This window comes from Klebsiella sp. MBT K-1, assembly GCF_002556465.1.
GTDB lineage: Bacteria > Pseudomonadota > Gammaproteobacteria > Enterobacterales > Enterobacteriaceae > Klebsiella > Klebsiella grimontii.
This window is the reverse complement of sequence record NZ_PDEL01000012.1, coordinates 57361-81965: the sequence shown is the minus strand read 5'-3', so window position 1 is coordinate 81965 and position 24605 is coordinate 57361. Positions and strand designations below refer to the sequence as shown.

Annotated in this window: 21 protein-coding genes and 1 pseudogene; 12 read left to right on the top strand and 10 right to left on the bottom strand. The window is 58.5% G+C overall.

The window, feature by feature from the left end; translation table 11 throughout:
- Nucleotides 1–430: 430 nt before the first annotated feature.
- On the bottom strand, nt 431–1198 hold the full coding sequence (locus CMQ96_RS18775) for an arylamine N-acetyltransferase (RefSeq protein ID WP_004139077.1): 768 nt from the start codon (nt 1196–1198) through the stop codon (nt 431–433).
- Nucleotides 1199–1236: 38 nt separating this feature from the next.
- Here CMQ96_RS18775 and CMQ96_RS18770 point away from each other — a divergent pair, with 38 nt between their 5' ends.
- From CMQ96_RS18770 to gap, 3 genes are all read left to right on the top strand, one after another.
- Nucleotides 1237–2733, top strand: a complete 1497-nt coding sequence (locus CMQ96_RS18770) for a PLP-dependent aminotransferase family protein (protein WP_098067148.1) — start codon at nt 1237–1239, stop codon at nt 2731–2733.
- Between the two features lie 195 nt (nt 2734–2928).
- Entirely contained in the window at nt 2929–3909 is a 981-nt protein-coding gene (locus CMQ96_RS18765) for a GlxA family transcriptional regulator (protein WP_004139086.1), read from the top strand.
- Nucleotides 3910–3987: 78 nt separating this feature from the next.
- On the top strand, nt 3988–4998 hold the full coding sequence (gene gap, locus CMQ96_RS18760) for a type I glyceraldehyde-3-phosphate dehydrogenase (RefSeq protein ID WP_004139087.1): 1011 nt from the start codon (nt 3988–3990) through the stop codon (nt 4996–4998).
- A gap of 55 nt (nt 4999–5053) precedes the next feature.
- Here gap and CMQ96_RS18755 read toward each other — a convergent pair whose 3' ends face one another.
- Nucleotides 5054–6490 (bottom strand): MFS transporter, encoded by a 1437-nt coding sequence (locus CMQ96_RS18755; RefSeq protein WP_098067147.1) that lies wholly within the window; start codon nt 6488–6490, stop codon nt 5054–5056.
- A 111-nt stretch (nt 6491–6601) separates the two neighbouring features.
- Here CMQ96_RS18755 and CMQ96_RS18750 point away from each other — a divergent pair, with 111 nt between their 5' ends.
- Entirely contained in the window at nt 6602–7471 is an 870-nt protein-coding gene (locus tag CMQ96_RS18750; protein WP_049131852.1) for a LysR family transcriptional regulator, read from the top strand.
- A gap of 239 nt (nt 7472–7710) precedes the next feature.
- Nucleotides 7711–8190 carry an Rrf2 family transcriptional regulator gene (locus CMQ96_RS18745; protein ID WP_004121015.1) on the top strand — a complete coding sequence of 160 codons (480 nt, stop codon included), beginning with the start codon at nt 7711–7713 and terminating at the stop codon, nt 8188–8190.
- Between the two features lie 64 nt (nt 8191–8254).
- Here CMQ96_RS18745 and oqxB read toward each other — a convergent pair whose 3' ends face one another.
- A complete protein-coding gene (oqxB, locus tag CMQ96_RS18740) occupies nt 8255–11407 on the bottom strand; it encodes a multidrug efflux RND transporter permease subunit OqxB (RefSeq protein WP_098067146.1) in 3153 nt (1050 codons plus the stop codon).
- Nucleotides 11408–11430: 23 nt separating this feature from the next.
- Nucleotides 11431–12606, bottom strand: coding sequence for an efflux RND transporter periplasmic adaptor subunit (locus CMQ96_RS18735; RefSeq protein WP_049086395.1), 1176 nt, complete (start codon nt 12604–12606; stop codon nt 11431–11433).
- 334 nt (nt 12607–12940) lie between these two features.
- Between CMQ96_RS18735 and CMQ96_RS18730 the strand changes: the two genes are divergently transcribed.
- A complete protein-coding gene (locus CMQ96_RS18730) occupies nt 12941–13336 on the top strand; it encodes a helix-turn-helix domain-containing protein (RefSeq protein WP_024358325.1) in 396 nt (131 codons plus the stop codon).
- Nucleotides 13337–13393: 57 nt separating this feature from the next.
- Here CMQ96_RS18730 and CMQ96_RS18725 read toward each other — a convergent pair whose 3' ends face one another.
- Entirely contained in the window at nt 13394–14215 is an 822-nt protein-coding gene (locus tag CMQ96_RS18725; protein WP_049087392.1) for a helix-turn-helix domain-containing protein, read from the bottom strand.
- Nucleotides 14216–14292: 77 nt separating this feature from the next.
- On the opposite strand from CMQ96_RS18725, the gene CMQ96_RS18720 reads away from it, so the two are divergent.
- The 6 genes and pseudogenes from CMQ96_RS18720 to CMQ96_RS18695 all read left to right on the top strand — a co-directional run bounded on the left by CMQ96_RS18720 (nt 14293) and on the right by CMQ96_RS18695 (nt 19892).
- Nucleotides 14293–16332, top strand: coding sequence for an FUSC family protein (locus CMQ96_RS18720; RefSeq protein WP_098067145.1), 2040 nt, complete (start codon nt 14293–14295; stop codon nt 16330–16332).
- On the top strand, nt 16322–16537 hold the full coding sequence (locus tag CMQ96_RS18715) for a DUF1656 domain-containing protein (protein ID WP_004121021.1): 216 nt from the start codon (nt 16322–16324) through the stop codon (nt 16535–16537). Before CMQ96_RS18720 ends, CMQ96_RS18715 begins: the two co-directional genes overlap by 11 nt.
- Nucleotides 16534–17457: an HlyD family secretion protein gene (locus CMQ96_RS18710; RefSeq protein WP_098067144.1), complete on the top strand. Its 924-nt coding sequence runs from the start codon at nt 16534–16536 to the stop codon at nt 17455–17457. Before CMQ96_RS18715 ends, CMQ96_RS18710 begins: the two co-directional genes overlap by 4 nt.
- Nucleotides 17458–17528: 71 nt before the next feature.
- Nucleotides 17529–18039, top strand: a pseudogene (locus CMQ96_RS18705) (hypothetical protein).
- 125 nt (nt 18040–18164) lie between these two features.
- Entirely contained in the window at nt 18165–19283 is a 1119-nt protein-coding gene (gene asd / locus CMQ96_RS18700; RefSeq protein ID WP_098067143.1) for an aspartate-semialdehyde dehydrogenase, read from the top strand.
- Nucleotides 19284–19355: 72 nt separating this feature from the next.
- Entirely contained in the window at nt 19356–19892 is a 537-nt protein-coding gene (locus tag CMQ96_RS18695; protein WP_098067142.1) for a dihydrofolate reductase family protein, read from the top strand.
- 159 nt (nt 19893–20051) lie between these two features.
- Here CMQ96_RS18695 and CMQ96_RS18685 read toward each other — a convergent pair whose 3' ends face one another.
- Genes CMQ96_RS18685 through CMQ96_RS18665 form a run of 5 tightly spaced genes read right to left on the bottom strand, consistent with a single transcriptional unit; the run spans nt 20052 to nt 24441 of the window.
- Entirely contained in the window at nt 20052–20867 is an 816-nt protein-coding gene (locus tag CMQ96_RS18685) for a phytanoyl-CoA dioxygenase family protein (RefSeq protein WP_098067141.1), read from the bottom strand.
- 23 nt (nt 20868–20890) lie between these two features.
- Complete coding sequence (argE, locus tag CMQ96_RS18680) at nt 20891–22060, bottom strand: acetylornithine deacetylase (RefSeq protein WP_049090309.1); 1170 nt, start codon at nt 22058–22060, stop codon at nt 20891–20893.
- On the bottom strand, nt 22053–22727 hold the full coding sequence (locus CMQ96_RS18675) for a DUF1028 domain-containing protein (protein WP_049090308.1): 675 nt from the start codon (nt 22725–22727) through the stop codon (nt 22053–22055). Before CMQ96_RS18675 ends, argE begins: the two co-directional genes overlap by 8 nt.
- Entirely contained in the window at nt 22724–23158 is a 435-nt protein-coding gene (locus tag CMQ96_RS18670) for a RidA family protein (RefSeq protein WP_004139129.1), read from the bottom strand. Before CMQ96_RS18670 ends, CMQ96_RS18675 begins: the two co-directional genes overlap by 4 nt.
- A 23-nt stretch (nt 23159–23181) precedes the next feature.
- The gene (locus CMQ96_RS18665; protein WP_098067140.1) at nt 23182–24441 is read right to left on the bottom strand and encodes an NAD(P)/FAD-dependent oxidoreductase; all 1260 of its coding nucleotides are present in this window, start codon (nt 24439–24441) and stop codon (nt 23182–23184) included.
- Between the last annotated feature and the right edge of the window lie 164 nt (nt 24442–24605).

Sequence of the window (24605 nt, the reverse complement as noted above, 5' to 3'; positions counted from 1 at the left end):
TAAATGAGTACAAATTGGTAGTGTATGAATTTAATCAACAATTTTATTTTAGTAGATGATTTTGTTTTAACCATTACTTATCGCCAAAAATATTACCACATAGCCGTAACCGACTGTAAATAACGGGGATATTGGTGAGGATAGATTTTGCCGACAATATTTTTCGCGGAGCTATATTGCCCAGTTTTTATGGAATTATCTTAATTTTATACGGGTAATTCACTGAATGATCTTGGTTATTAAAAGTGGCGTACGTTTACGATTTGCATTATCGACGATTTAATACCACGGCCTGAACCGTAATACATAGCTGGCGGCCGATCGAAGTATATCAACTGAGCAAAAGGAACGCGGGGAAGGTTTGCTTCCCTTCCCCGTTATATCGGCTTCGTATTCGTCTCGCCGTGGGCTAGCTCGCCCTTTTGCCTAATTAGCGAGCAGACAAAGCAAAGCGGTTCTCAAGCGCATGCGCTATTTCATCTTCTGTCAGCCACTGCTTCTCTACGCGGTCGGCGGTAATACTCTTAAGCATATTGCCGAGCAGAATAAAACGCCCCTCGGGCTGATGCTGTATCACCAGCAGCTTTTGTACAAAGACCGCATCGGGATGCGTGGAGTTAAGAAAATTGGCCGGAACAAAATCAATCCACTCCTGAGGTGACAGGTCAAAACCGTATTGATTGGCCCAGCTTCCCTCAACCCTCGCCTGCAGCAGATAGCTTCCGTTCGCATCACGCGTAAGCCGGAACGTATCAAAATCCTGGATGATGTCCGTATCAAGTTCGTCCAGGGCCAGCGGCGCGCGGATACCGTAGCTCCCAAAGCCAAGGTCGCAAAGCCACTGACGGCCATCAACTTCCGCGACCACCGCCATATGGGTTTTAGGCCGGCGCGCAGGATAGAACATGGGCCGCGCCGCGACAAACCGCCAGGCAATACCCAGCGCTTCCAGCGCCATCGTAAACAGCCCGTTGAGTTCATAGCAGTAGCCGCCCCGTCTCTGCCGTAAGAGCTTGTTGGCAATATCATCGGGCTCCATCGAAACGATTTTACCTGCCTGTACGTCCAGGTTCTCGAAGGGGATCGAAAAGAGCTGGTGGCGCATGAGCGCGTGCAGCGTCGCGGTATCTGCAGCCGCAGGCCCGCTATAGCCTATGCGGCGGAAGTAAAGGGAAAGGTCAAAACTGTCGCTGTGCATGTTATTTCCTTGGCTGGATTGTGTTGAACCCACTATAGATGGCGCCCCGCAACGCCTGTATAGTCAGATTTATCAAAAATCAGACTATACAGATGACGATGTCCGACCCTCTCCCGCCGATTCTCCACTACCGCCGAATAGCCGATATGCTGCGGCTGACGCTTACTTCAGGCGCTTTGCGGGCAGGCGATCGCATTATCTCCGCGCGCAAACTGGCCGAGCGCGAGCAGGTCAGCCTTCCCACGGCGCTGGAAGCCCTGCGTTATCTTGAGGCGGAGGGGCTGATCGTCGCCCGACCGCGTTCAGGCTACTTTGTCCGCCAGATAAACACCGCCAAAGACGGGCAGCGCGCAGCATCTTTATCCGGCCCGGTGCCGGTGACCATGTCCGCCATCGCCCGCTCGTTGTTCGGTAGCGCTGAAGCGCGTCTGGTGCCGCTTGGCGCCGCGCTACCCGATCCCGCCTGGCTTCCCGTCGAGGCTTTGCAGCGGGCGTTGCACACTGCCGGTCGTCGGCTTGATGCGCGCGGGCAGAGCTACAGCCTGCCCCCGGGAAGAGCGGACCTGCGCAGAAAGATTGCCGCCCGCGCGGCGCAGTGGGGCGCCCTTTTTGGCGCCGATGACCTTATCATCACCGCAGGCGCAACCCAGGCGCTACGCCTGGCGCTCCGCGCGGTATGCCAGCCGGGCGATGCGGTGGCGATTGAGCAGCCCGCCTATTTCGGCACGCTTCTGCTGCTGGAAGATCTGGGGCTGAAGGCGTTACAGATCCCCACGGACCCGATTAAAGGGTTATTACTGGCGCCGCTTAAAGAGGCCATTAAGCACCACCGTCCGGCAGCCGTTCTGGCCTCACCCACGGTGCAAAATCCGCTGGGCGCCAGCATGCCCGTCGCGCGCAAGCAGGCGCTGGTGGCCCTGCTTGCCGATCAGGGCATCCCTTTAATTGAGGACGATGTCTACGGCGATCTGGCCGGTGGCGCGCAGCGTCCGCCCGCGTGTAAAGCCTTCGACAAGGGCGGAAATGTGATTTATTGCAGTTCTCTGTCGAAAACCCTGGCGCCGGGCTGGCGAATTGGCTGGATTGCCGCCGGACGCTATTACCCGGCAGTGTTGCAGGCCCGCATGGCCGGGGAATGGGCGGGCGCGCCGCTGATAGAGGCCGCGGCGAACGAGATCCTCGCCAGCGGAGATTATGACCGGCACCTGCGGCACCTGAAGCTGCGGATTGCGGAAGGTATGCGGGCCATTATCGCCAGGGTTGACGCCTGCTTCCCACCGGGCACGCGCGTAGCGGCGCCCGAAGCCGGCTTTCTGATTTGGGTCAAACTGCCGTCCGGGATCGACGCCCTGGAAGTCCATCGTCGCGCCCTCGCCCTGGGTATTGGCGTCAGTCCGGGGCCGCTGTTTTCCCCGGGCGCAGCTGAACTGCAAAACTACCTGCGCCTGAACGGTGCGAACGAACCCACGCCCGCGCTTTTGCAGGCCGTGGAGCAGCTCGGTAGCTTATGCCATGAACTGGTCGGGGGCCGTTGACGCCGGACATTTCCGTCAAATTATCAACGCTGACAGGCGAGCATCTGGCTGGCTGTATGCTATTCATGGCGATATTTCCCCCGGGTTTTCCCGGCGCCCTGCCGCTCTCTGGCTGAGCAAGCCTCTGTTCAACGCCCTTCGCCCAGGCCAATCGGTTCTGTTGACTTATTCTGTAAAAAGATTACTTTTCAGGACATGAAGAAGATACTTATTATTGTCCCCGATGGCGGCATGCTGTTTGAATCCGCCGGTATTGCCGACATTCTGATGCAGGCCAACCGCCTGCACCCGGAAGGCGCTAAGGGCAACGGTTACCAGGTGCAGCTCGCGACAACCCAGCCGCATCAGGTGATCCATGGTCAGTCCGGTTTAAATCTGCTGGCCGATCATCGCCTGCATGAGATAGACCCCCGCGAGCCGCTTGATACCATCATGATTACCGGCAGAGGTCAAAACCCGCAGGAAGGGATCGCGGTCGTTGACTGGCTGCGGCTGGCTGCCCCCCATGCCCGCCGCATTGCGTCCATATGCGGCGGCGCGATGCTGCTGGCGCAAACCGGGTTACTGGACGGCAGACGCGCCACTACCCACTGGAAGCTGCTGGAAACCCTGCAGGCGGAATTCCCTCAGGTGCGCGTGGAAGGCGGCCCGCTCTATATTCAGGACGAGCATATCTGGACCTCCGGCGGGGTCAGTTCCGGCTTTGACCTGACGCTAGCGCTGGTTGAGGAGGACTACGGCTTCAGCCTGGCGCGCGATATCGCCCAGGACTTCGTCATGTACCTGCGCCGTCCCGGAGGCCAGCTGCAGTTTAGCCGCTACAACCTACAGCAGACCAGTACCCTGGGCCCCATAAACGATCTGCTGGCCTGGGTGCTTGAGAACCTCACCGCCGACCTCTGTGTGGAAAAACTGGCGGAAAAAGTGGCCATGAGCCCACGTAATTTCACCCGCGTATTTACCCGGGAAACCGGCGCGTCGCCGGCGCGCTACGTCGCCGAAGCCCGCCTGGCCGCGGCCCGGCAGCGTCTGGAGCAGACAGCCGAGACGCTGGATCGTATCGCCGAACAAACGGGATTTGGCAGCAGCATTAACCTGCGACGGCAGTTTGAAAAACAGCTTCACCTGACGCCGGGTGAATACCGCCAGCGTTTTCATTGCCGTAAAATGGCGTAAAGTGATCCTTTTCCGTCATTTACGCCAACCAGCGACCGGCCTACATTAACTTCAGAGACAACAACTAAGGAGTTGATCATGGTAAAGGTCGGTATTAATGGTTTTGGCCGTATCGGTCGCAACGTACTGCGTGCTGCCCAGGGTAACCCGGAGATTCAGATTGTGGCCATCAACGATCTGACCGACAGTAAAACGCTGGCCCATCTGCTGAAATACGACTCGCTGCTCGGTAAACTCGACGCCGACGTCACCGCCGGTGAGGGGCAGCTTGTGGTTGACGGAAAAACCATTACCGTCTTCAGCGAACGCGACCCAGCGAGCATCCCGTGGCGTCAGAGCGAGGTGGATATTGTCATTGAGGCCACAGGCTTCTTTACTGACCGCGACAAGGCGGCGGTACACATCCACAGCGGTGGCGCCAGGCGCGTGATTATCTCCGCTCCCGGTAAAAATGAGGATTTAACCATCGTGATGGGTGTTAACGATGGCCTCTATTCACCGGATAAGCACTACGTGGTCAGCAACGGTAGCTGCACCACCAACGGCCTGGCGCCTGCCGCGCAGGTGCTGCACCAGCATTTCGGTATTAAACATGGCCTGATGAACACCACCCACGCCTACACCAACAGCCAGGCGCTGCACGACCAGCCGGAAAAAGATCTCCGTGGCGCCCGCGCCGCCGCGCTGTCGATTGTGCCCTACTCCAGCGGTGCCGCGAAGGCGCTTGGCAAAGTTATCCCTGAGCTGGACGGCCGCTTAACCGGTTACTCGCTGCGCGTACCGGTTCCGGTGGTGTCGATTGTCGATCTGACCGTAACGCTCGAGCGGGATGTCACGGCTGAAGAGGTCAATAACGCGTTTCGTGAAGCCGCCGCGACGGGGCCGCTGAAAGGTATCCTCGGCTATAGCGATGAGCCGCTGGTCTCAAGCGACTACCGGGGCGATCCGCGTTCCTCCATTATCGATGGTCTGTCAACGCTGGTGATTGGCGGCAATATGGTCAAAATTCTGGCGTGGTACGACAATGAGTGGGGATTCTCCAATCGCCTCGTCGACCTTTCGCTGCTGATGGCAAAGCGTGAAGGCTAGCTCCTTGCCCACACGTCCCCTCTAAAATCCACGCCCGGCGTGGATTTTTTTAGCGCTATCGCCGGTCCCATTCCGAAGAGCGCCGGAGAAGGCGGAAACTTAACCCGGCGCCCGCGGCAAGGCAGAGCGACATCGCCGCCAGCGCGACGATAAAAGCCTGGGTGATATTCGCCGCGCTTTTCCCGTTGTCCAACATGCTGTAAAAAAGGCCGCCAATCACCGCGACGCTCAGCGCCGTGCTGAGCTGCAGCGCCGAGCTGGTCACGCCGGCAATCATTCCCGAAAACGCCGGCGCAACGCGGCCGGTTACCATTCTGACCAGCGTTGGCATCGCCAGCCCCTGGCCGAGACCGGTAACAAAAAGCAATAGGGCGAGCGGCAACGCGGCGGGAGAACTGCCCGTCGGCGTATTGGCAATGACCCCTGCAAGACCTGCCAGCCCTAAGGTCTCGCATCCCATCCCGATTGCGCTCAGGTAATTGCCAACCAAGCGCCTGAGATAAGGCGTCAGCAACGGTCCGATCAGAAAGCCGACGCCAAAGGGCAGAAAAATCAGGCCCGCGGTCAGGGCGTTCAAATGCAACGCGCCTTGTAGATAAATGGAAAATAAAAGAAAGAAAGCGCCGATGGAATAAAACAGCAATACGATCGCCAGTCCCTGGCCCAGTCCCGGCGCGCGCAACACGGCAGGATTAAGTAGCGGCGAACCGCCATGCTGGCTAAGCCGATCCTCATAGCGCCATAACAATCGGGCCAGCAGTGGGAAAGCAAGCAATGACAGCCACGTCCACCACGGCCACCCTGCCTCTCGGCCTTCAGTCAACGGCACAATCACCGCGCTCAGCATCACGGTTGTCAGCAGCGTGCCGACGGGGTCCAGCCGCTGTGCAGATTGCGCCCGCGTCTCTTTCAGCAGCGGCACGCCAAAGAGGATGACCAGCAGCGCCACCGGCAGGTTAACGAGAAAAATAGTCCGCCATCCCAGGCCAAACAGGTTCGCTGAGATCAGAATGCCGCCTGATACCTGGCCGATAACGGAGGCCAGGCCAAACACTGCGCCATACAGACTCAGCGCGAACGGTTTTTCCGCTTCCGGGAAAATGGCCTGCACGGAAGCCAGCGCCTGGGGGGCCATAATCGCAGCCGTGGCACCCTGTAAAATGCGTCCGATAATCATCACCCACGGTGACCAGGCTAAACCGCACAATAACGATGCAGCAGCAAAACCGATAAGCCCAAGGAAAAACATCCTGCCGCGGCCATAAATATCGCCCAGGCGGCCTCCGGTAATGAGGGTGACAGCATACACAGCCGCATAGGATGAAATGACCAGCTGTTCGGCGGAGAAAGAGGCGCCCAGCTCGCTCTGGATGGCAGGCAGCGCAACATTGACGATAAAAAAATCGAGCGGCGGCAAAAACGCGCCGACCAGCAAAATGACGAACATGGCCCAGCGGCGCGGCTCAGCTTGCGTGATGCGATGGGTCGACATAGAACACTCCATAGGGTTAGGTCGAGGAGGCAATAGTGATACCTACAAAGTTGTTTTGGAACTGACACTTTTGTATATTTGATGTTCATTTTTGAACGGTGAGACCATGAAATGGAATGGGGAGACGTCCGGGTATTTCTTGCAGTCCTTCGTCAAGGCTCCTTCGGTGAGGCAGCGCGAAGCCTTGGCGTGAGTCATCCGACGGTAGGACGCAGGATAAAAGCGCTGGAAGATGAAGCCCAGCAGGCGCTGTTCCGCCGTACAAGGGAGGGTCTGGTGCTAACGGACGCCGGCGACAGAGTTCTTAAGCTGGCTGAGGCGATGGAAAACTCCGCGCTGGCAATGGAACGACGCCTGGCGGGGAATCATGAACGTCTTGAAGGGATATTAAGGATATCTTCAGCAGAATGGTTCGCTAACTATGTTCTGGCCCCGGTGCTTGTCGAACTGACGCGCCGCCACCCGGCCATTGTGCCGGAAGTCATTGCAAGCTACCGCTTGCTCAATTTGTCGCGCCGCGATGCCGACATCGCGTTTCGCATCGTCCCGTTTACCGAACCGGATATTGTCCAGCGCCGCCTGATGAGTATGCCCTATGCGCTGTATGGAACAGCGGAAACCGCGCAGACGGTGCAGCACGATCCGGCCGCCGTGGGGCTTATTTTGATGAATACGGCGCAATCTCACTTTTCTGATGTTGCCTGGCTGCTTGACGGCTTCCCCCTGTCGCGGCGGGTGTTCACCAGTACCAGTCGGGCCGTTCAGGCGCAGATGTGTCAGCGGGGAATGGGGATGGCCGTGCTACCGCAGCCTCTTGGCGATGCCCTCTCCGGATTGCAGCGCATTGGCACGCCGACGCCACCGCCATCCAAAGATATATGGGTCGGGTATCACTCTGATCTCCGACATATGGATCGCCTGCGGGCAATGCTGGATATCGTCGATGCCATGCTTGCCGATCCTGTTGCGGCCGGCACCTGAACAGCACCACGTTCGGTTCGCATCATCCCCCTCTCCCCTCTTCATTGTTTACCGCCTTGGCCGGGACAGGAAGGAGGCGACGCCAACCTCCAGTTCAGGTCGGAAACGCTTTTTTAAGTCGCAGGCATAGCGCAGATTGCTTCAAAAAAATTACCGTATTTGGTATATTGTTTGTTTATTGCTTACTCACCTCTGCGGTGCCAAAAAGAACAAGATTCACCGCTACCCAGGATAAGAAAATGTTAGATTACCGCTTCCCGACAGCTTTGCAGATGGTTCTCAGCGTAGCAATGGCGGAGCAGTTGGGTGAACGCTCAACGAGTGCGATTCTGGCCTACGGTCTGGAAGCGAACCCGAGCTTTATCCGCAAACTCATGGTTCCTCTCACCCGTGACGGCATCATCGTCTCTACCCTTGGCCGCAACGGCTCTATTCATCTTGGCCGCCCGGCGGAAGAGATCACCCTGCGCGATATCTACGTCTCCGTCATCGAAGATAAAAAGCTGTGGGCGTCGCGTCCTGACGTCCCTGCCCGCTGCGTGGTCAGCGCGAACGCATGCTGGTACTTCAAATCTATCGCCGATGAAGCGGAGCAGGCTTCACTACAGGTACTGGCGCGCCACACCGTGGCAAGCGCGCTGGAAGAAGTGAAAAAAGCCGATACCAGCGGGTGCGATCCGGTGCCTGAACTTATCGCCAAGTATAAAGAAGCTCATTAATTTTCCTTCAGCGCAAAAAAAACCGCCTTCACTGTGAAGGCGGTTTTTTGTTATCTGCCGCTCCCTACGCTGGCGAAACGTCCTTTACCGCTTTGCCGCGTGTGACGAATTTACGCAGCGTCACATAGAACACCGGGGTCAGGAACAGACCAAACAGCGTCACGCCCAGCATCCCCGAGAACACCGTGATCCCGGTGACGCCGCGGACCTCCGCGCCCGCGCCGTGGCCGAGGATCAGCGGGATGGTCCCGGCGATAAAGGCGATGGAGGTCATCACGATCGGGCGTAAACGCAGACGGCACGCTTCCAGCGCCGCTTCCATGATCCCTTTCCCCTGTATTTCCAGCTCGCGGGCAAACTCGACGATCAGAATCGCGTTTTTACAGGCCAGCCCCATCAGCACCACCAGCCCCACCTGCACGAACACGTTGTTATCGCCGCCGGTCAGCCAGACGCCAAACAGCGCGGAGAGCATCGTCATCGGTACGATAAGGATCACCGCCAGCGGCAGCGTCCAGCTTTCATACAGCGCCGCCAGCACCAGGAATGCCAGCAGTACCGCCACCGGGAAGACGATCAGCGCCGTATTGCCCTGGGTGGCCTGCTGGAAGCTCAGGTCCGTCCATTCAATATTCATCCCGTTCGGCAGTATCTGTTTAGACATCTCGTCAAGCTGCGTCATCGCCTGCGAGGAAGAAAGTACGCGAGGGTCGGCGTCGCCGATCAGATCCGCCGCCGGATAACCATTGTAGCGAATCACCGGGTCCGGTCCGTAGGTGGTGCTGATATTCACCATACTACCGATCGGCACCATTTCGCCCTGATTATTGCGGGTGCGCAAATTGGCAATATCTTCCACGCTTTCGCGGAACGGCCCGTCGGCCTGCGCCATCACGCGCCAGGTACGCCCGAACTGGTTAAAGTCATTGACATAAGAGGAGCCCAGATAGGTTTGCAGCGTACCGAACAGATCGGTCAGCGACACGCCCTGCGCTTTCGCCTTATCCCTGTCGACCTGCACATCCAGCTGCGGAACGTTAGCCTGGTAGGTTGAGATCGGGAAATGCATCCCCGGCGTCTGCATAATCGTACCGGACATCGCGTTCACCGCGCTTTGCAGCGCGCCGTAGCCAAGGCCAGCGCGGTCCTGAATATACAGCGAATAGCCGGAACCCTGACCCAGTCCTAAAATCGGCGGCGGCAAAATCGAGAAGCCAAAGCCCTGCTGGATTTGCGCGATTTTGGCGTTAATCTCGGCGTTAATTTCCGCCGCCGAATGATGACGCTGGTCGAACGGCTTCAGGCCAAAGAAGACCGTCCCGGTATTCGGCGTGTTGGTGAACTGCAGCGCGTTGAGCCCCGGGAACGCGACCGCATAGTCCACGCCTTCGGTATTCATCCCGATTTCGCTCATTTTGCGGATCACCGCATCGGTGCGCGCCAGCGAAGAACCTTCCGGCATTTTCACGCCGCCGATTAAGTACAGCTTATCCTGGGTCGGAATAAACCCGCCGGGGACGATTTTAAACATGACGCCCGCGGCGCAGAGCAGCAGCAGATACACCGCAAACACCGCTCCGCGTCGTCCAAGCGTTTTGCCCACCAACCCCTGATAGCCGTTCGAGCTGCGGTGGAAAAAGCGGTTAAACGGACGGAAAATCCAGCCGAACAGACGATCGATAAGCCGGGTCGGGAAGTCCTTCGGCGCGCCGTGCGGCTTCAACAGCAGCGCGGCCAGCGCCGGAGAGAGCGTCAGCGAGTTGATGGCCGAAATCACCGTGGAAATCGCGATCGTTACCGCAAACTGTTTGTAGAACTGACCGGTCACGCCCGAGAGAAACGCCATCGGCACGAACACCGCGCACAGCACCAGCGCAATGGCGATGATCGGCCCGGACACTTCACGCATCGCCTGATGCGCCGCGGCAAGCGGAGCCAGCCCCTCCTCGATATTTCGCTCGACGTTTTCCACCACGACGATGGCGTCATCCACCACGATGCCGATAGCCAGTACCAGCCCGAACAGGCTCAGGGTGTTCAACGAGAAGCCCAGCAGATAAAGAATGCTGAAGGTCCCCACCACCGAGACCGGCACCGCGATCAGCGGAATAATCGACGCGCGCCAGGTTTGCAGGAACAGGATCACCACCAGCACCACCAGCACCACCGCTTCCAGCAGCGTTTGCACGACCGCGCGAATGGAGTCGCGAACAAACACCGTCGGATCGTAAGGCGCCGCCCATTGCATATCCTGCGGGAAACGCTTCGACAGCTCGTCCATTTTGGCGCGCACCGCGTTCGAGAGATCGATCGCGTTCGCCCCCGGCGACTGGAAGATACCAATCCCGACCGCGTCTTTGTTGTTCAACTGGGAACGCAGCGCATAGCTGCCGGAGCCCATTTCGATACGCGCCACATCGCGCAGGCGCACCAGCGAGCCGTCCTGCGCGGTTTTGAGAATAATATTGCCAAACTCTTCTTCGGTGTGCAGGCGCCCCTGGGCGTTAATGGAGATCAGGAAATCGCTCTCTTTCGGCAGCGGCTCGGCGCCAAGCTGCCCGGCGGAAACCTGGACGTTTTGCTCCTGCATCGCCGTCACCACATCCGAGGCGGTCAGCCCGCGCGCCGCCACTTTATTGGGATCGAGCCAGACGCGCATCGCGTATTCGCCCGAGCCAAAAATCTGAATTTGGCCGACGCCGGGCAGGCGCGCCAGCTCATCTTTCACTTTTAGCGTGGCGTAGTTACGCATATACAGAGAGTCGTATTTACCGCCGGGCGAAAACAGATGCACCACCAGCGTCAGCGTCGGCGACTGCTTCTGGGTGGTAATCCCTAAACGCCGCACATCTTCCGGCAGACGCGCTTCGGCCTGCGATACCCGGTTTTGCACCTGGACCTGCGCCTGATCCGGGTCGGTACCCGGACGGAAGGTGACGGTAGTTACCAGCACGCCGTCGGAGCCAGCGACGGATTTCATGTACATCATGTTTTCAACGCCGTTGATCGCCTCTTCCAGCGGCGTCGCCACGGTCTCAGCGATCACTTTCGGGTTGGCGCCAGGATACTCCGCGCGCACCTGCACGCTGGGCGGCACGACGTCAGGATATTCGCTGACCGGCAGCAGCGGGATGGCGATTAATCCGGTGATAAAAATCAGAATCGACAGCACCGCGGCGAAAATCGGCCTGTCGATAAAAAAGCGGGAAAAGTCCATGGGTCGGATTCTCAGATAAGGGATCAGTTAAGGGCGGTGCTGGCGGTCATGGCCACGGTTTTCGCGTTAACCGGCATCCCCGGCATAAACACTTTTTGTAAACCATCGACGATGACTTTATCGCCAGGTTTCAGCCCCTGCTGCACGATACGCAGACCGTCCGCCAGACGCCCCGGCGTAATATCGCGACGCTGCGCTTTACCCTCTTTATCAACGACATAAACATATTTACGATCCTGATCGGTCAACACCGCTTTGTCATCGATAAGCGTGGCGTTGAACTCGGCACTGCCCGGCAGGCGGACGCGGGCAAAAAGCCCCGGCGTGAACTGACGCTGGGCGTTATCCAGCAGCGCGCGCATCCGGATCGTACCGGTGCTCGGCGTTAACTGATTATCCAGAAAATCCACTTTACCCTGATGGGGGTAGCCCTCTTCGCCAACAAGGCCAATCTCCACCGGGAGCGCCAGGTGATTGCTCGACGCGCCCTGCCCGCTGCGGGCGAGATTTTGATAGTGAAGGTAGGTCGACTCGTCCACGTCAAAGTAGACGTAAACCGTCTTCTGCGATACCAGCGTGGTCAGTACGCTGGCGCTGTCGCCGGCGGTGACCAGGTTACCGCTGGTGATCAACGCGCGGCTGGCGCGGCCGTCGATAGGCGCGGTCACTTTGGTGAAATCCAGGTTAAGCTGCGCGGCGTCGACCGCCGCCTGCGCGGCGCGGATGTCGGCCTGCGCCTGGGTGGCCGCCGCACGGCGCTGCTCCCACTCTTCGCGGGAAACCAGGTTGGTATTGACTAATTTATCGGTACGGTTAGCCTCGCTTCGCGCCAGGCTGGCCTGGGTTTTGGCTCTCGCCAGCGTCGCCTGCGCCTGTTCCAGCGCGGCGCGATAGGTTCTGTCATCGATAGTGAACAGCACCTCGCCCTTTTTCACCTCCTGACCGTCGGTGTAATTCACTTTATCAATGTAGCCGGAGACGCGGGGACGGAGCTGAACGCTTTCCACCGCTTCAATCCGACCGTTAAAGCTATCCCACTGACTGATGGATTTAACGACCACGTCAGCGGCGCTGACCGCGGGCGCTTGCGGCGCGGCGTTTTGCGCGACTCCCTCATCGCATCCGACGAGGAGCGCGGAGAGTAACATCACGCCCGGCACAGTCAGATGAAAGTTACCCCAGGTTTTTTGCAGGCTCATTATTTTTATTCCGGTATTGGTAGCCGCCGGGCAAGACGCAGCGGAAGACGCCGCACCACTTCCTTTGTCCGGGCTGGCTTAAGGCCATTTGTGACGTTCATCGCCACAAAACTGTAACAATTGCGAATACACTATCGCGGCGATTGTAGGAAGGCGCTAAATTTAGTGCAAGAATAATTGTTGCACTTTATGTGCTATTCCTGGCACTGGAAAAAGGCGCGTTTTCACCGGGGATTTAAATGCAACAATAAAACTTGCAATTAATTCAAAAACGGGCCACCTTTAAATGCAACAGATAAAGATGCTCTTTAAGACGCTGCGTGGAGGAGACAAGATGAACACTGGCGCATTCATTCACGATTTACTCGGCTGGATCGACAACAATCTTGATAGCCGTCTGGACATTGACACCGTCTCCAGGCGAGCCGGCTATTCCAAATGGCACCTGCAGCGGATATTCAAAGAGCATACCGGCTATCCTCTCGCCGAGTATATTCGCGCGCAAAAGCTGCAAAAATCGGTTGAGCGTTTAGCCCAAAGCGACGAACCGATTTTGAACGTGGCGATTGCCCTGGGCTTTGACTCCCAGCAGTCCTTCAACCGCAGCTTCAAGCGTCAGTTTGGCCAGGCGCCCGGCGCATGGCGTCGCAGCATCGGCTGCGCGCAAACGCAGGGGTTACGCCAGCAATCAGCGCCCTTATCGGAAAAAGGTTTACGCTCGCAGCGTTAACCCCGTTGCAGTCCCTACCCCGAACATTTTGGCTGGCGGCTTACTGCCAGCTTTGCCTCACGCCTTATCAAAGATGGGCGTCACTGCGGGCTCTGCCGCTCTTCGACCGGCAAAGTAGTGCGCGGGCGTGCTGCCCATCGTTTTTCTGAACATAGTGATAAACGCGTTGACCGACTCATAGCCCAGATTAGCCGCCACGTTTTGCACCGATACCCCGCTTGCCAGCTCCCGAAGGGCAATAATCAAATGCAGCTGCTGACGCCATCGCCCGAAGGTCAGCCCGGTTTCACGCAGCATCAGGCGGGCTAATGAGCGCTCGCTGAGCGCCAGCCGTTTTGCCCAAACTTTAAAGGTGCTGCGATCCTCCGGGTGGCTGACCAGCGCATCCGCCATGGCGCGGATCTTAGGGTGCGCCGAAACCGGCAGGCTTAATTTCTGCTGCGGCATGGCGGCAAGTTCATCGAGCGTCACTCTGATCAATCGGCCGACGTGGCTCTCCGCCGGGTAATCAACCTCCTCATTCGTTAAGCGGTCGACGAGCTCTTTAATCAGCGGCGAAATCGCCAGGGTGCAGCATTTCTCCGGCAGCGCGGCGGCGCCGGGTTCAATAAACAAATAGTTGAGATGCGCATTCCAGGTCGCTTTGGCGCTATGCGGGATCCCGCCGGGGATCCACACCGCGCAGTCTGGCGGCACTATCCAGATATCATTTTCCGCGCGACAAATCACCGCCCCGTACAGGGCCACGATCAGCTGGCCTTTGCGGTGAGTATGAACCGGCACTTCTGCCGCGTAATCAACGAAATCGATATGCCGCGCGACGGCCGGGCTCGGCGTACTATCGGGATCAAACAGGGTATGGGCGAGTCTGGATGGCATCTCATTGGCAACATTTAGGTATTTTTTGACAGAATAGGGTATTTAAGGACGTACGCAAAGCGGGAATAATTCCCGCCATGAATAAATTAACTTCCCTTCACAGCCATTTTTTGCACGCGATAAGCCGTTGGCCAGGCCGCATGGCCACACCCGCGCTGCTAAGCGACGCCCATGCCCTGCTCTATTCGGTCAGGAGTTTTGCCGCCGCGATGCTCGCCTATTACCTCGCCCTGGCGATTGGCCTTGAACGCCCCTCGTGGGCCATCATTACCGTCTATATCGTGTCGCAAACCTCGGTGGGCGCCTCCCTGAGCAGGAGCCTCTATCGCCTGGCGGGTACCGTGGCCGGCGCCGGGGCCACGGTGTTGATTGTGCCCACGTTTGTGAATACGCCGATTTTATGCAGCGTGATGCTGACAGGCTGGATCACCTTCTGCCTCTATTTGTCCCTGCTTGAACGCACGCCTCGTGCCTATGCTTTTGTGCTGGCCGGTTACACCGCAAGCCTGATTGGTTTTCCCGCCGTCGCCGACCCAGGCACGGTGTTTAGCATCGCCATCATCCGGGTACAGGAGATCGCGATCGGTATCGTCTGCGCCGCGCTGATTCACCGCTACATTCTGCCTACCCGGATATCAGGGTTGTTCAACAGCAAATTAGCGCAGACGCTTGGCACCGCGCGGCAGCGGATTGCCGACACGCTGGCAGGCAAGTCCGACGCGCAGTCAGAACCGCTGCATCTGGCGCTGGCGCTGCAGTTCCTGCAGGGCATCAGCCACCTCATCCCGTATGATTTCGCTCTTTCGGTACCGGTCCGCCAGGCCAGGAAAGCGCTCCATGACCGGCTGGCGCGGTTAGTCATTGTCAATGTTGAATTACGCGATCGTTTGCAGGCGATCGCGCTGATGCCCGCTGATACGCGGACGTTGCTGGATGATGTTCAGGCCTGGCTGACCTGCGACGATAGCGGAAAATGCAACAGCGCAGCCGATGCGCTACAGCAACGCGGCGAGCGGTTAGCGCAGCGGTACGCCGCGCAGGCGCTGACCTTTGAAGATGCGCTGCAGGTGAATTTCTTACGCTACCTCGCTGAGTCGATTGCCCTCCTGCAGCAGTGTGAGCGGCTTTCGGAGGCCATCCATCACGCCAGACCCGCAACAATGCAGGCGGAAGACCGTGCGGCGAAAGGGTACGTTTTCCATCGCGATCCCCTCAGTGCCGCCCGAACGGCGCTGGGCGCGTTTGTCATCATCCTGAGCGGCTGTCTGGCATGGATTTATTCCGCCTGGCCGGATGGTGGCACGGCGGTGTCGATTCTGGGGGTTTGCTGCACGCTGTTTGGCAGTTTCGACACCCCGGCTCCGCATATTGTGAAATACATTATCGGCTCTTTCTGGGGCGTCGTAATAAGCCTGCTCTATAGCTTCGCCCTGCTTCCTCCGCTCAGCGACTTCCCCGTACTGGCGGCGGTGCTTGCCCCGGCCTATCTGCTTGCCGGATCGCTACAGGCGCGGCCCCCCACCACCTTTATGGCGATGGGGATCACCCTGACGCTACCTGTGCTCTGCGAGCTGGGCGCGCGCTACAGCGGCGACTTTGCCGAGGCGGCCAACACCGCGATCGCCCTGTTTTTGGCGACCGGCTTTGCGGTTATCGGCATGAGTCTGCTGCAAACCGTGCAGGCGGACGCGGCGATAAACCGTCTGCTGAAACTGTGCCAACGCGATATTCGCCGCAGCGTGAACGACGCGTTTAGAGGCGATGAAACGCGCTGGACCAATCTGATGATCGACCGGGCCGCCTTGCTGCTGCCGCGCTTGCCGCGCAGCGGGCGGTCATCCGCGCGGGCGCTTGAACACCTGCTGCGCTTTCTGCGCCTTGGCCTCTGCGTAATGCGCCTGCGCCGCTGCGAAACGCCCGCCGGCAGCGATATCCACGAGGTGCTTTATCCTCTTACCCGCACAACGGAGACCGAAGCCTTACGCGAGCGCATTGCCGCCATGACGGAGCGCTGCTTGCCCGCGACGGATGAACATTCACGCCAGTTTGTCGACAGGCTGGTCGATCTGCACTGCGCGTTACGGGCGCAGAACGAGGAACCGACGCATGATCAATGACATCAATATCGGAGGGGTTTTTATCCCCGGACTGCTGCTGACCGCGCTCATTGCCCTGGTCTGTACGCTGTTACTCGTGCCGCTTTTCTCTGTCAGCAGGCTGTACCGCCGCCTGCCCTTACGCCCGCTGCTTGATGTCTCAACCTATATCGTGACCTTTTTCCTGCTGTTGCAGGGCCTGACCACACTGGGGTTATTCGCATGAAATCTTTACTCTCTTTGCTCGGCCGTTACGCGCTGACGTTAATCGCAGTGGCGGTGGCGGCTTTCGTGGCGTTTATTTTCTGGAAACAGTATGCGCAGACGCCCTGGACGCGCGATGGCCGCGTTCGGGCAGATGTGGTGCAGATTGCGCCGGACGTTTCCGGGCCGGTAACCAGCGTAGCGGTGCGGGATAATCAGTGGGTTAACCGTGGCGATGTACTTTACGCCATCGACCCGCGCTGGCTAAAGCTGGCGGTGCTCAGCGCGCAGGCCGACGTCGAGGCAAAGCGTCATGAGATGGTGATGCGCCAGGATGCGGCCAGGCGACGCGCCCTTATCAAAGGGGTCATTTCCAGCGAGGACATCCAGCAAACAGGCAGCGCAGCGCGCGTCGCGGCGGCCAATTACCAGGGGGCGCTGGCGGCGCTGGAACTGGCGCAGCTGAATTTATCCCATGCGACGGTGCGCGCACCGGTTGCCGGCTACGTCACGCATCTTCGGCTTCGCCCCGGCGATTACGCCACGGCGGGAGAGACAAAAGTCGCCGTGGTCGATGCGCACAGTTTCTGGGTGGTGGGCTATTTTGAAGAGACCAAGCTGCGTCATATTCGCATCGGCAGCGCCGCGCGCATTTCGCTGATGGGGTTTGACCCGCTCATTACCGGGCATGTGGAGAGTATCGGCCGGGGGATCGACGATAACAATGACGAGACGGGCGGGCTGGGACTGCCGGATGTCAATCCCACCTTCAGCTGGGTGCGGCTTGCGCAGCGTGTCCCCGTCCGTATCCAGCTAGATAAGATACCAGAGGGGATTGAGCTAGTGGCAGGGTTATCCGCCAGCGTTTCCATTGTGCCTGAAAGCCCTGACGGCGGACATAGCGGAGGATCGGGCTACGTGGATCAGGCTATCCACCCATGATGCGTTCGGACAGCGCGGCGGAGGCTGCCTTCACTTCTTCAGTCACTTCCACGGGCAGCCGGGCAACGCAGATAGCCATAGTGCAAGATGAACTACCCAGGTGCCGACAGTCAGCGCTCTGCACCACTACGTGCCGGATCTTCATCGTAAGATACTTCTGGCCACGCTCTGGAACACCGGCGCCCGGATTAACGGAGCGCAGGCGCTGTTTCACGGGCGCCGCCCTGTCCTTTTGTTCAGCTGACCACGCTGAAACACCACACGGAAAAAGCAGGCACAACGGAGGGGAAATCACCGACCGGAACGTCCGCACCTGACTGAATGAAACTGTTGCTGCAGCCGCCGCTGAGCCTGCAGAGACAGAAGTCGATCAGCTCGACGGAGATCTATACGAAAGTGTTTCCATTCGATGTCACTGCACACCAAAAAGTGCAGTTCGCGGTGCCGGAATCGGATGTGGTATGCCCTGAGCATTTCGCAGCACCGAGACATATCAGCAATAAAGACTTCTACTTCAGCCATGCTGATGTTCTCCTTATTCCGGAAGTGATTTTTAGCTGTGAAAGAGATAAAAATCGCTGATGCTATATGAAACATTTTAATAATGACGAAATCGGATGTTATTCGTAATGACCTTTAATTTGAGATGAGATATAACGTGTTTCGAAGAAAATTAACATTTTAATAACGTAATTAAGGTTAAGCAAATGAAGCAGGTTGGCATTGTAGGTTGGCGAGGAATGGTCGGTTCTGTTTTGCTACAGCGAATGATCGAAGAGAACGACTTCGACAATATATCAGCGCATTTTTTCAGCACCTCCAGTGCGGGAGCCGCCGGCCCTGTCATTGATGGCGTCAGCTACACACTTAAAGATGCTAATTCCGTGAGTGCGCTGGCCGAAATGGACATCATCATAACCTGCCAGGGTGGGGATTATACCAAAGCAATATACCCTGATTTGCTTAACCATGGCTGGGGAGGCTACTGGATTGACGCGGCCTCAGCGCTGCGGATGGATGAGAAAGCCTGCATTATTCTCGACCCCGTCAACCGCAACAATATCGATCGTGCAATTAAAGAAGGTATTAAACTTTTTGTCGGCGGCAACTGTTCCATTACGCTGAGTCTTATGGGGCTGGCTGGGTTGATAAAGGCTGACTTGATCGAATGGATGAGTGTGATGACCTACCAGTCCGCATCGGGTGCTGGTGCACAGTATGTACGGGAACTCATTGCGCAAAGTGCTTACATAAGCCGCCATTTATCTCCGGATGAGCTGGCATCCTCAGGTTCAGTGCTCCCGTTAGTTAATAAGGTCAGTGAATTGATTAACAGCGCTGATATGCCGACCCAGAACTTCGGTGCACCTTTGATGGGCAGCATCATTCCCTGGATTGACAGCGATTTAGGGGATGGCAACAGCCGTGAAGAATGGAAAGGTGAGGCTGAAACCAACAAAATTTTAGGCCTGTCTCCCGGTACGATCCCGGTAAACGGCTTATGCATACGCGTCGGCGTGATCCGCTGCCACAGCGCTGCTATAACCCTTAAGCTCAAGCGTGAAGTCAACGAAGAGGAATTTGCAGAATTAGTGATGAATTCCCACCCCTGGGTTAACTATGTGCCCAATAACAAGGAAGAGAGTGTCAGTACCCTGACACCAGCCTATATCAGCGGTTCGCTTAAGGTTGGTATTGGCCGTTACAAGAAAATGTCGCTAAACAATGAACCTATCTACTCGGTCCTGACGGTCGGCGATCAGCTATTGTGGGGAGCAGCGGAACCATTGCGCCGCATGTTGAATATTCTGTCTGGCAAAGCGTGAATCATATTATGTGGACAACACACCTCCCCCTAAACTCAACGGCATAAATACAAGCTGTATACGGAGCACTTGATGGTCACCACACATGTTTTTATCGCGGTCAGTCTTGATGGTTATATCGCCCGACAGGATGACGATATCGACTGGCTGTTGCAGCGCGATGACCCGACAGAAGATCACGGCTATGCCGCATTCATCGCGGACAAAGATTGGATCGTTATGGGTCGGGGCAGCTATGAGAAGGCGCTGACCTTTGACCAGTGGCCTTACGATCGCCCCGTGCTGGTTCTCTCCCGACAGCTAACCGCGACCGCCGTGCCCGAGGCGTTGAAGGACAAAGTGCAGTTCTCAAGCCGCACGCCAGGGGAAGTGCTTGCTGACCTGACGGTACAGAACGCGCATCGCGTCTATCTGGATGGCGGGCAGGTAATACAGTCGTTCCTGCGCGAAGGGCTGGTCGCCGATATGATTATCACTACCGTTCCTGTCCTGCTCGGTTCGGGAAAACCGCTGTTCGGTTCCCTGACCAGGGATATCGATTTGACTCTGTTATCAAGCCGTAGCTTTCCTTCGGGACTGGTGCAGTCGCACTATCGGCTGACGTCATAAACTGTATATCAACATAGCGGCGACCGCTCTCAATCTGGCAGTGACTTTAATAGAAAAACTGACACCCAGAGCGAATGTTGAAAAAATAAAAGAGGGAATGGGCTTCAATCCCCTCGGTCAGTGAGTGAAAACCGCTATCCGCAACGTGGTCTGGGCCCGCTACCGCGGCCAGACCAGCGGAAACTCATCGGCGACAAGCGGCTCTCCGTCGCGAAGCTTAAGCCCCGGAAACGGCGGCGAGGTCACGCCGCCGCGGTCGGCGAATGTCGCATCATCCCCTACCCAACGGGCGGAAAATACCCGCCGCGCGCGGGTGCTTGAATTACCCCTGGCGCCATGCAGCGTGCGGAAATGAAAAGCGACTGCATCGCCCGGTTCCAGCGCCCAGCTAACGATATCGTAATCCTCCTGATGGGCATCGATATCCGGCAGCTCTTTAAAACGCGAGTGGGAATAGAGCTTTGAACCGTTAAACCGCGTTGGGCTGAACTCATCGTCCCAGCGATGGGAACCGCGAATGCAGCGCAGCGAAATCTCCTCCGCTACCGGATCGAGCGGGATCCACAGGCTCACGTTCTGCCGCCCTTCCACGCAGTAATAGGGCTGATCGTGGTGCCATGGCGTCACCGTACTGCCGCCGGGCTGTTTCACCAGCGTGTGCTCGTGGAAAAACTTCGCCGTCTGCGACCCCATCAGCACCGCGGCGATCTCCGCCGCCGGCGACTGAAAAACGAAATCGCGAAATTCCGGGATTCGTTGCCAGTTGCAATAGTCCTGAAAAAACGGCGCCGAACCGTCTTCCGGGATTACCGTTCGCGCATGGCCATATTCGCTGGGGTTCGCCATCAGCGCGGCGACGCCGCGCGACAGGCTGTCTATCCACGGCGTGAACACGCCTTTGAGTAGCACGACGCCGTCGGTCTGCCAGCGGTCGACGGTCTGTTGATCAATAAGCGAGGAATTCGGGTTTTGCATAGTCGCCATCCTGTGTTGATAAATCAGCGAAGTGAATCGGAGGGATCGGCGCGCATCCAGGCGCAAAGGTTATCCAGCATGGCCAGACAGCGTTCCGTCTGTGGGATGCTGATATATTCGTCCGCCCTATGGCCCTGCGCCATGCTGCCCGGCCCGCAGATAAGCGTCGCGACGCCCGCCTCGTCAAACAGGCCGCCTTCGGTGCCGTAGGCGACGGTGGTGAAATCATCGCTGCCGCACCACTGCGCCAGCCAGCGGGCGAACGCTGACTGCGGGTCGCTCAGCAGACCTGGATAGTGGCTCAGCGTCTGGAAATGAATGTCGCTGCACTGCGCCACCTTGCGCATCGCCGGAAGCAGCTGCTCGCGGGCATAATCGCCCAGGGCGTCGGTGACCACCTGCGGACGGGTACCGGGTAAATAGCGAATTTCAAAGTCGAACCAGCAGGATTGCGGAACGATATTCAGCGCCTCGCCGCCGCGGATCGTCCCCACCTGCAGCGTGCCTGACGGCGGCGAGAACCGGCGGTCCAGGTGCTGCGAAAAGCTTTCGCCCAGCGCATCCAGCCGGTAAATCAGCTTCGCCGCGTAGCTAATCGCGTTAACCCCTTGCGGGGCGTAGGCCGAATGGCAGGCGTGGCCTTCCACGCGACAGCGCACCGCGAGCTTGCCTTTATGCCCATAGACTGGGCGCATATCGGTCGGCTCGCCGATAATACACAGCGCCGGTTTCTCGGCGGAGGCGCGGAGAAAATCCACCAGGCTGCGCACGCCCAGACAGCCAACTTCCTCATCATAAGAGAATGCCAGATGCAGCGGCATCCGCAGCGGCGCAGCCAGAAACGCCTCCAGCGACGCCAGCACGCAGGCGATAAATCCTTTCATATCCGCGCTGCCGCGACCGTAGTAGCGCCCGTCGCGTTCGGTAAGGGCGAACGGCGGCACCGTCCACGCCTGGCCATCCACCGGCACCACGTCAGTATGACCGGAGAGCATCACCCCGCCGGGGCCGGATGGCCCAAGGCGGGCATAGAGGTTCGCCTTGCGCCCTTCGTCGTCATAAAACAGCTGCGACGTCACGCCGCGCGCGCGCAGAAAGTCGCCGATCCAGGCAATCAGCGCCAGATTCGACTCGCGGCTGGTGGTATCAAACGCCAGCAGCTGCCCGAGGATCTCACGCAGGCGGTTACTCATCGCCCGGCACTCCGTAGGTCGGCGCTTCGCGCGGGTCCAGCGCGCGGGTGATGTACGCTTCCATCTGCGGTTCATAGGCCAGCCACAGCGCTTCCAGCGCCGCTACCGGGCGATCCTCAGCCCAGTCGACGCGTAAATCCACCACCGGCCAGGCGTAATCCTCCACCACTTTCAGCGCCGCCGAGTGCTCCGGCCCGGCTTCGCCGCCCGCATCGATGCCCGCCTGCAGAGCCGCAATCAGGCGGCTGGCCAGTTCGCCGGTGGCGGCTTCGAACGCCGTCGTCATGGCGGTAATCACCTGCGGGCTGGCCAGCATATTCCCCGCCGCCACGCAGTTCTCACCCTGCGCCACTCGCCCGATGCCGAGCGTATGTTCGCCGCTGAACACGGCGCTCTCGCCGCTGGCGTCGATGACCGCCACCTGGCGATAATCGCTAAACCGGTCTTCGCCCAGCGCCTGCGTCAGGGCCTGCTGCGGCGTGAGCCCCGCCTCAAGCCCGGCAAGGATCTGCGGTCCGAGCGCGGGCAGCGTGATGTTCTGGCTGGACACCGCGCCAACGCCCGCCAGCAGCCACGGGCAGCGGGCGCCGACCGCAATGCTGGATGAGCTAATCGCAATGCCCAGTTGACCCGACTCCGGGCACAGGGCGGAAATTGAAAGGGTCATGGTGCCTCCTGCGCATGCCAGTCGTCAGGGATCACCGCCGTGACGTCAATTTCCATCAGCCACTGCGGCTGCGCGAGGGCCGACACCACCACGCCGGTCGAAATGGGAAACACGCCTTTGAGCCATTTCCCCACTTCCTGGTACACCGGTTCGCGGTAGCGCGGGTCGATCAGATAGGTCGTCGTTTTCACGATATGCGTCAGATCGCTGCCGGCCTCTTCCAGCAGCTGTTTAACGTTCTTCATCGCCTGTTCCGCCTGGGCGCGCGGGTCGCCCAGGCCGATCAAATTACCGTCAAAATCGGTACCCACCTGGCCGCGAACGTACACGGTATTTCCCGCGCGCACCGCCTGGCACAGATCGTTATTGAGCGTCTGATTGGGATAGGTTTCTTTGGTGTTAAACATCCGAATACGGGTATGGGTTGGCATAGGTCGCGTCCTCAAATCAGGCGTTAGCAGGAAGGTTGGTAGCGTTGATACTGGCGCTGAATGGCAATCTGATCGGCAATATATTTCGCATCGTGCCAGACGCCCCAGATAAAGGTTGAGCCACGGCGGGAGAGCCAAGGCAGGCCAAGGAAATAGACGCCCGGTTCGCTGGAAACGCCGCGATGATGCTGCGGGCGCTGCTGTTCATTAAAGGCGTTAACCTTCAGCCAGCGGTAATCGGTGGTGTAGCCGGTGGCCCAGATAATGTTGCGCACGCCCGCTTTTGCCAGGTCGAGTTCGGGGAGCGGCTGGGTCAGGCAATCGGGGTCAGGCAGGAAGAAGCGCGCTTCCGGCTCTTCCGGCAGGATCAGTCCGTTGCGGGCAATGTACTCATCCGCAGCGTCGAGCAGCGCCAGATAGGAAGCGTCGCCGAGACGAATGTTGTCCGCCAGATCGTCGCGAAACACCGCCTTACCCTCGGTAAAGCCGTGCGTTTGCCCGACCAGGGTAATCCCCTGGTGCGCCAGCTGGCGAAAGTCAACGGTATGACCGCCGCGCGCGCCGCTAACCGCAATCGTCACGTGCTCTTTACCGGGCTGGTTGGCCGCCGCGTCCCACAAGCCTAATACCCCCAGCCACCAGCAAAAATCGCGCTGGCGGTAGCGGCGCGGCGGGCGATCGTGGGCGCCGACGGAGAGCCACACCGCGCGCCCCGCCCGGCGGAGTTCTTCGGCGATTTGTACGCCGGACGATCCCGCACCAACCACCAGCACGCCGCCTTCCGCAAGCTGCTGCGGGTTGAAATAGTGCGCGGAATGGATTTGCTCCACTGCGCTATCCTGCGGCGCGATGGCCGGTATCACCGGGCGCTGGAACGGCCCGGTGGCGGCGACAATACGCTGCGCCTCAATCACGCCCAGCGAGGTTTCCACGCGAAACCCCGGACGGCCGTTTAAGCGCTCTGCGCTAAAGACCTCAACGCCGGTTTTGATCGGTGCATTAAAGGTTTTGGCATACGCGGCGAAGTAGTCGGCAATCTGCTCTTTGGCGACAAAGCTGTCGGCGTCGCAGCCGGGAAAGGTCATGCCGGGAAACCGATCGTGCCAGGCCGGGCCGTTGGCCACCAGCGAATCCCAGCGGCCGCTGCGCCAGGCCTCAGCGATGCGCTTTTTTTCCAGCACCAGGTGGGGAATGCCGTGATGCGTCAGATGCTCGCTCATCGCGACGCCCGCCTGCCCCGCGCCCACCACCAGGGTATCGATCTCTGTAATCTGCTCTGTCATGTCTGTGTCCTTCAAGCACGGTTGTCCGGCTTATCCGCCGGGATTGACAGAACTCAGGTTAAGTAAGTGTGATGAAATGGTAAATTATTATAAAACGATCGTCTGAATAGAAATTTACGAGGCTGGATAACGCAGCGGGAAAATAACGCTTGCGGCCGCGTTAA

Coding starts and splice junctions, on each gene's coding strand:
- CMQ96_RS18670 (WP_004139129.1), bottom strand. CDS start 23,158: ATGCCAACCCATACCCGTATTCGGATGTTTAACACCAAAGAAACCTAT.
- asd (WP_098067143.1), top strand. CDS start 18,165: ATGAAGCAGGTTGGCATTGTAGGTTGGCGAGGAATGGTCGGTTCTGTT.
- CMQ96_RS18675 (WP_049090308.1), bottom strand. CDS start 22,727: ATGACCCTTTCAATTTCCGCCCTGTGCCCGGAGTCGGGTCAACTGGGC.
- CMQ96_RS18755 (WP_098067147.1), bottom strand. CDS start 6,490: ATGTCGACCCATCGCATCACGCAAGCTGAGCCGCGCCGCTGGGCCATG.
- CMQ96_RS18735 (WP_049086395.1), bottom strand. CDS start 12,606: ATGAGCCTGCAAAAAACCTGGGGTAACTTTCATCTGACTGTGCCGGGC.
- CMQ96_RS18685 (WP_098067141.1), bottom strand. CDS start 20,867: ATGCAAAACCCGAATTCCTCGCTTATTGATCAACAGACCGTCGACCGC.
- gap (WP_004139087.1), top strand. CDS start 3,988: ATGGTAAAGGTCGGTATTAATGGTTTTGGCCGTATCGGTCGCAACGTA.
- CMQ96_RS18710 (WP_098067144.1), top strand. CDS start 16,534: ATGAAATCTTTACTCTCTTTGCTCGGCCGTTACGCGCTGACGTTAATC.
- CMQ96_RS18750 (WP_049131852.1), top strand. CDS start 6,602: ATGGAATGGGGAGACGTCCGGGTATTTCTTGCAGTCCTTCGTCAAGGC.
- CMQ96_RS18770 (WP_098067148.1), top strand. CDS start 1,237: ATGGCGCCCCGCAACGCCTGTATAGTCAGATTTATCAAAAATCAGACT.
- CMQ96_RS18775 (WP_004139077.1), bottom strand. CDS start 1,198: ATGCACAGCGACAGTTTTGACCTTTCCCTTTACTTCCGCCGCATAGGC.
- CMQ96_RS18715 (WP_004121021.1), top strand. CDS start 16,322: ATGATCAATGACATCAATATCGGAGGGGTTTTTATCCCCGGACTGCTG.
- CMQ96_RS18695 (WP_098067142.1), top strand. CDS start 19,356: ATGGTCACCACACATGTTTTTATCGCGGTCAGTCTTGATGGTTATATC.
- CMQ96_RS18720 (WP_098067145.1), top strand. CDS start 14,293: ATGAATAAATTAACTTCCCTTCACAGCCATTTTTTGCACGCGATAAGC.
- argE (WP_049090309.1), bottom strand. CDS start 22,060: ATGAGTAACCGCCTGCGTGAGATCCTCGGGCAGCTGCTGGCGTTTGAT.
- CMQ96_RS18725 (WP_049087392.1), bottom strand. CDS start 14,215: ATGCCATCCAGACTCGCCCATACCCTGTTTGATCCCGATAGTACGCCG.
- CMQ96_RS18765 (WP_004139086.1), top strand. CDS start 2,929: ATGAAGAAGATACTTATTATTGTCCCCGATGGCGGCATGCTGTTTGAA.
- oqxB (WP_098067146.1), bottom strand. CDS start 11,407: ATGGACTTTTCCCGCTTTTTTATCGACAGGCCGATTTTCGCCGCGGTG.
- CMQ96_RS18730 (WP_024358325.1), top strand. CDS start 12,941: ATGAACACTGGCGCATTCATTCACGATTTACTCGGCTGGATCGACAAC.
- CMQ96_RS18745 (WP_004121015.1), top strand. CDS start 7,711: ATGTTAGATTACCGCTTCCCGACAGCTTTGCAGATGGTTCTCAGCGTA.
- CMQ96_RS18665 (WP_098067140.1), bottom strand. CDS start 24,441: ATGACAGAGCAGATTACAGAGATCGATACCCTGGTGGTGGGCGCGGGG.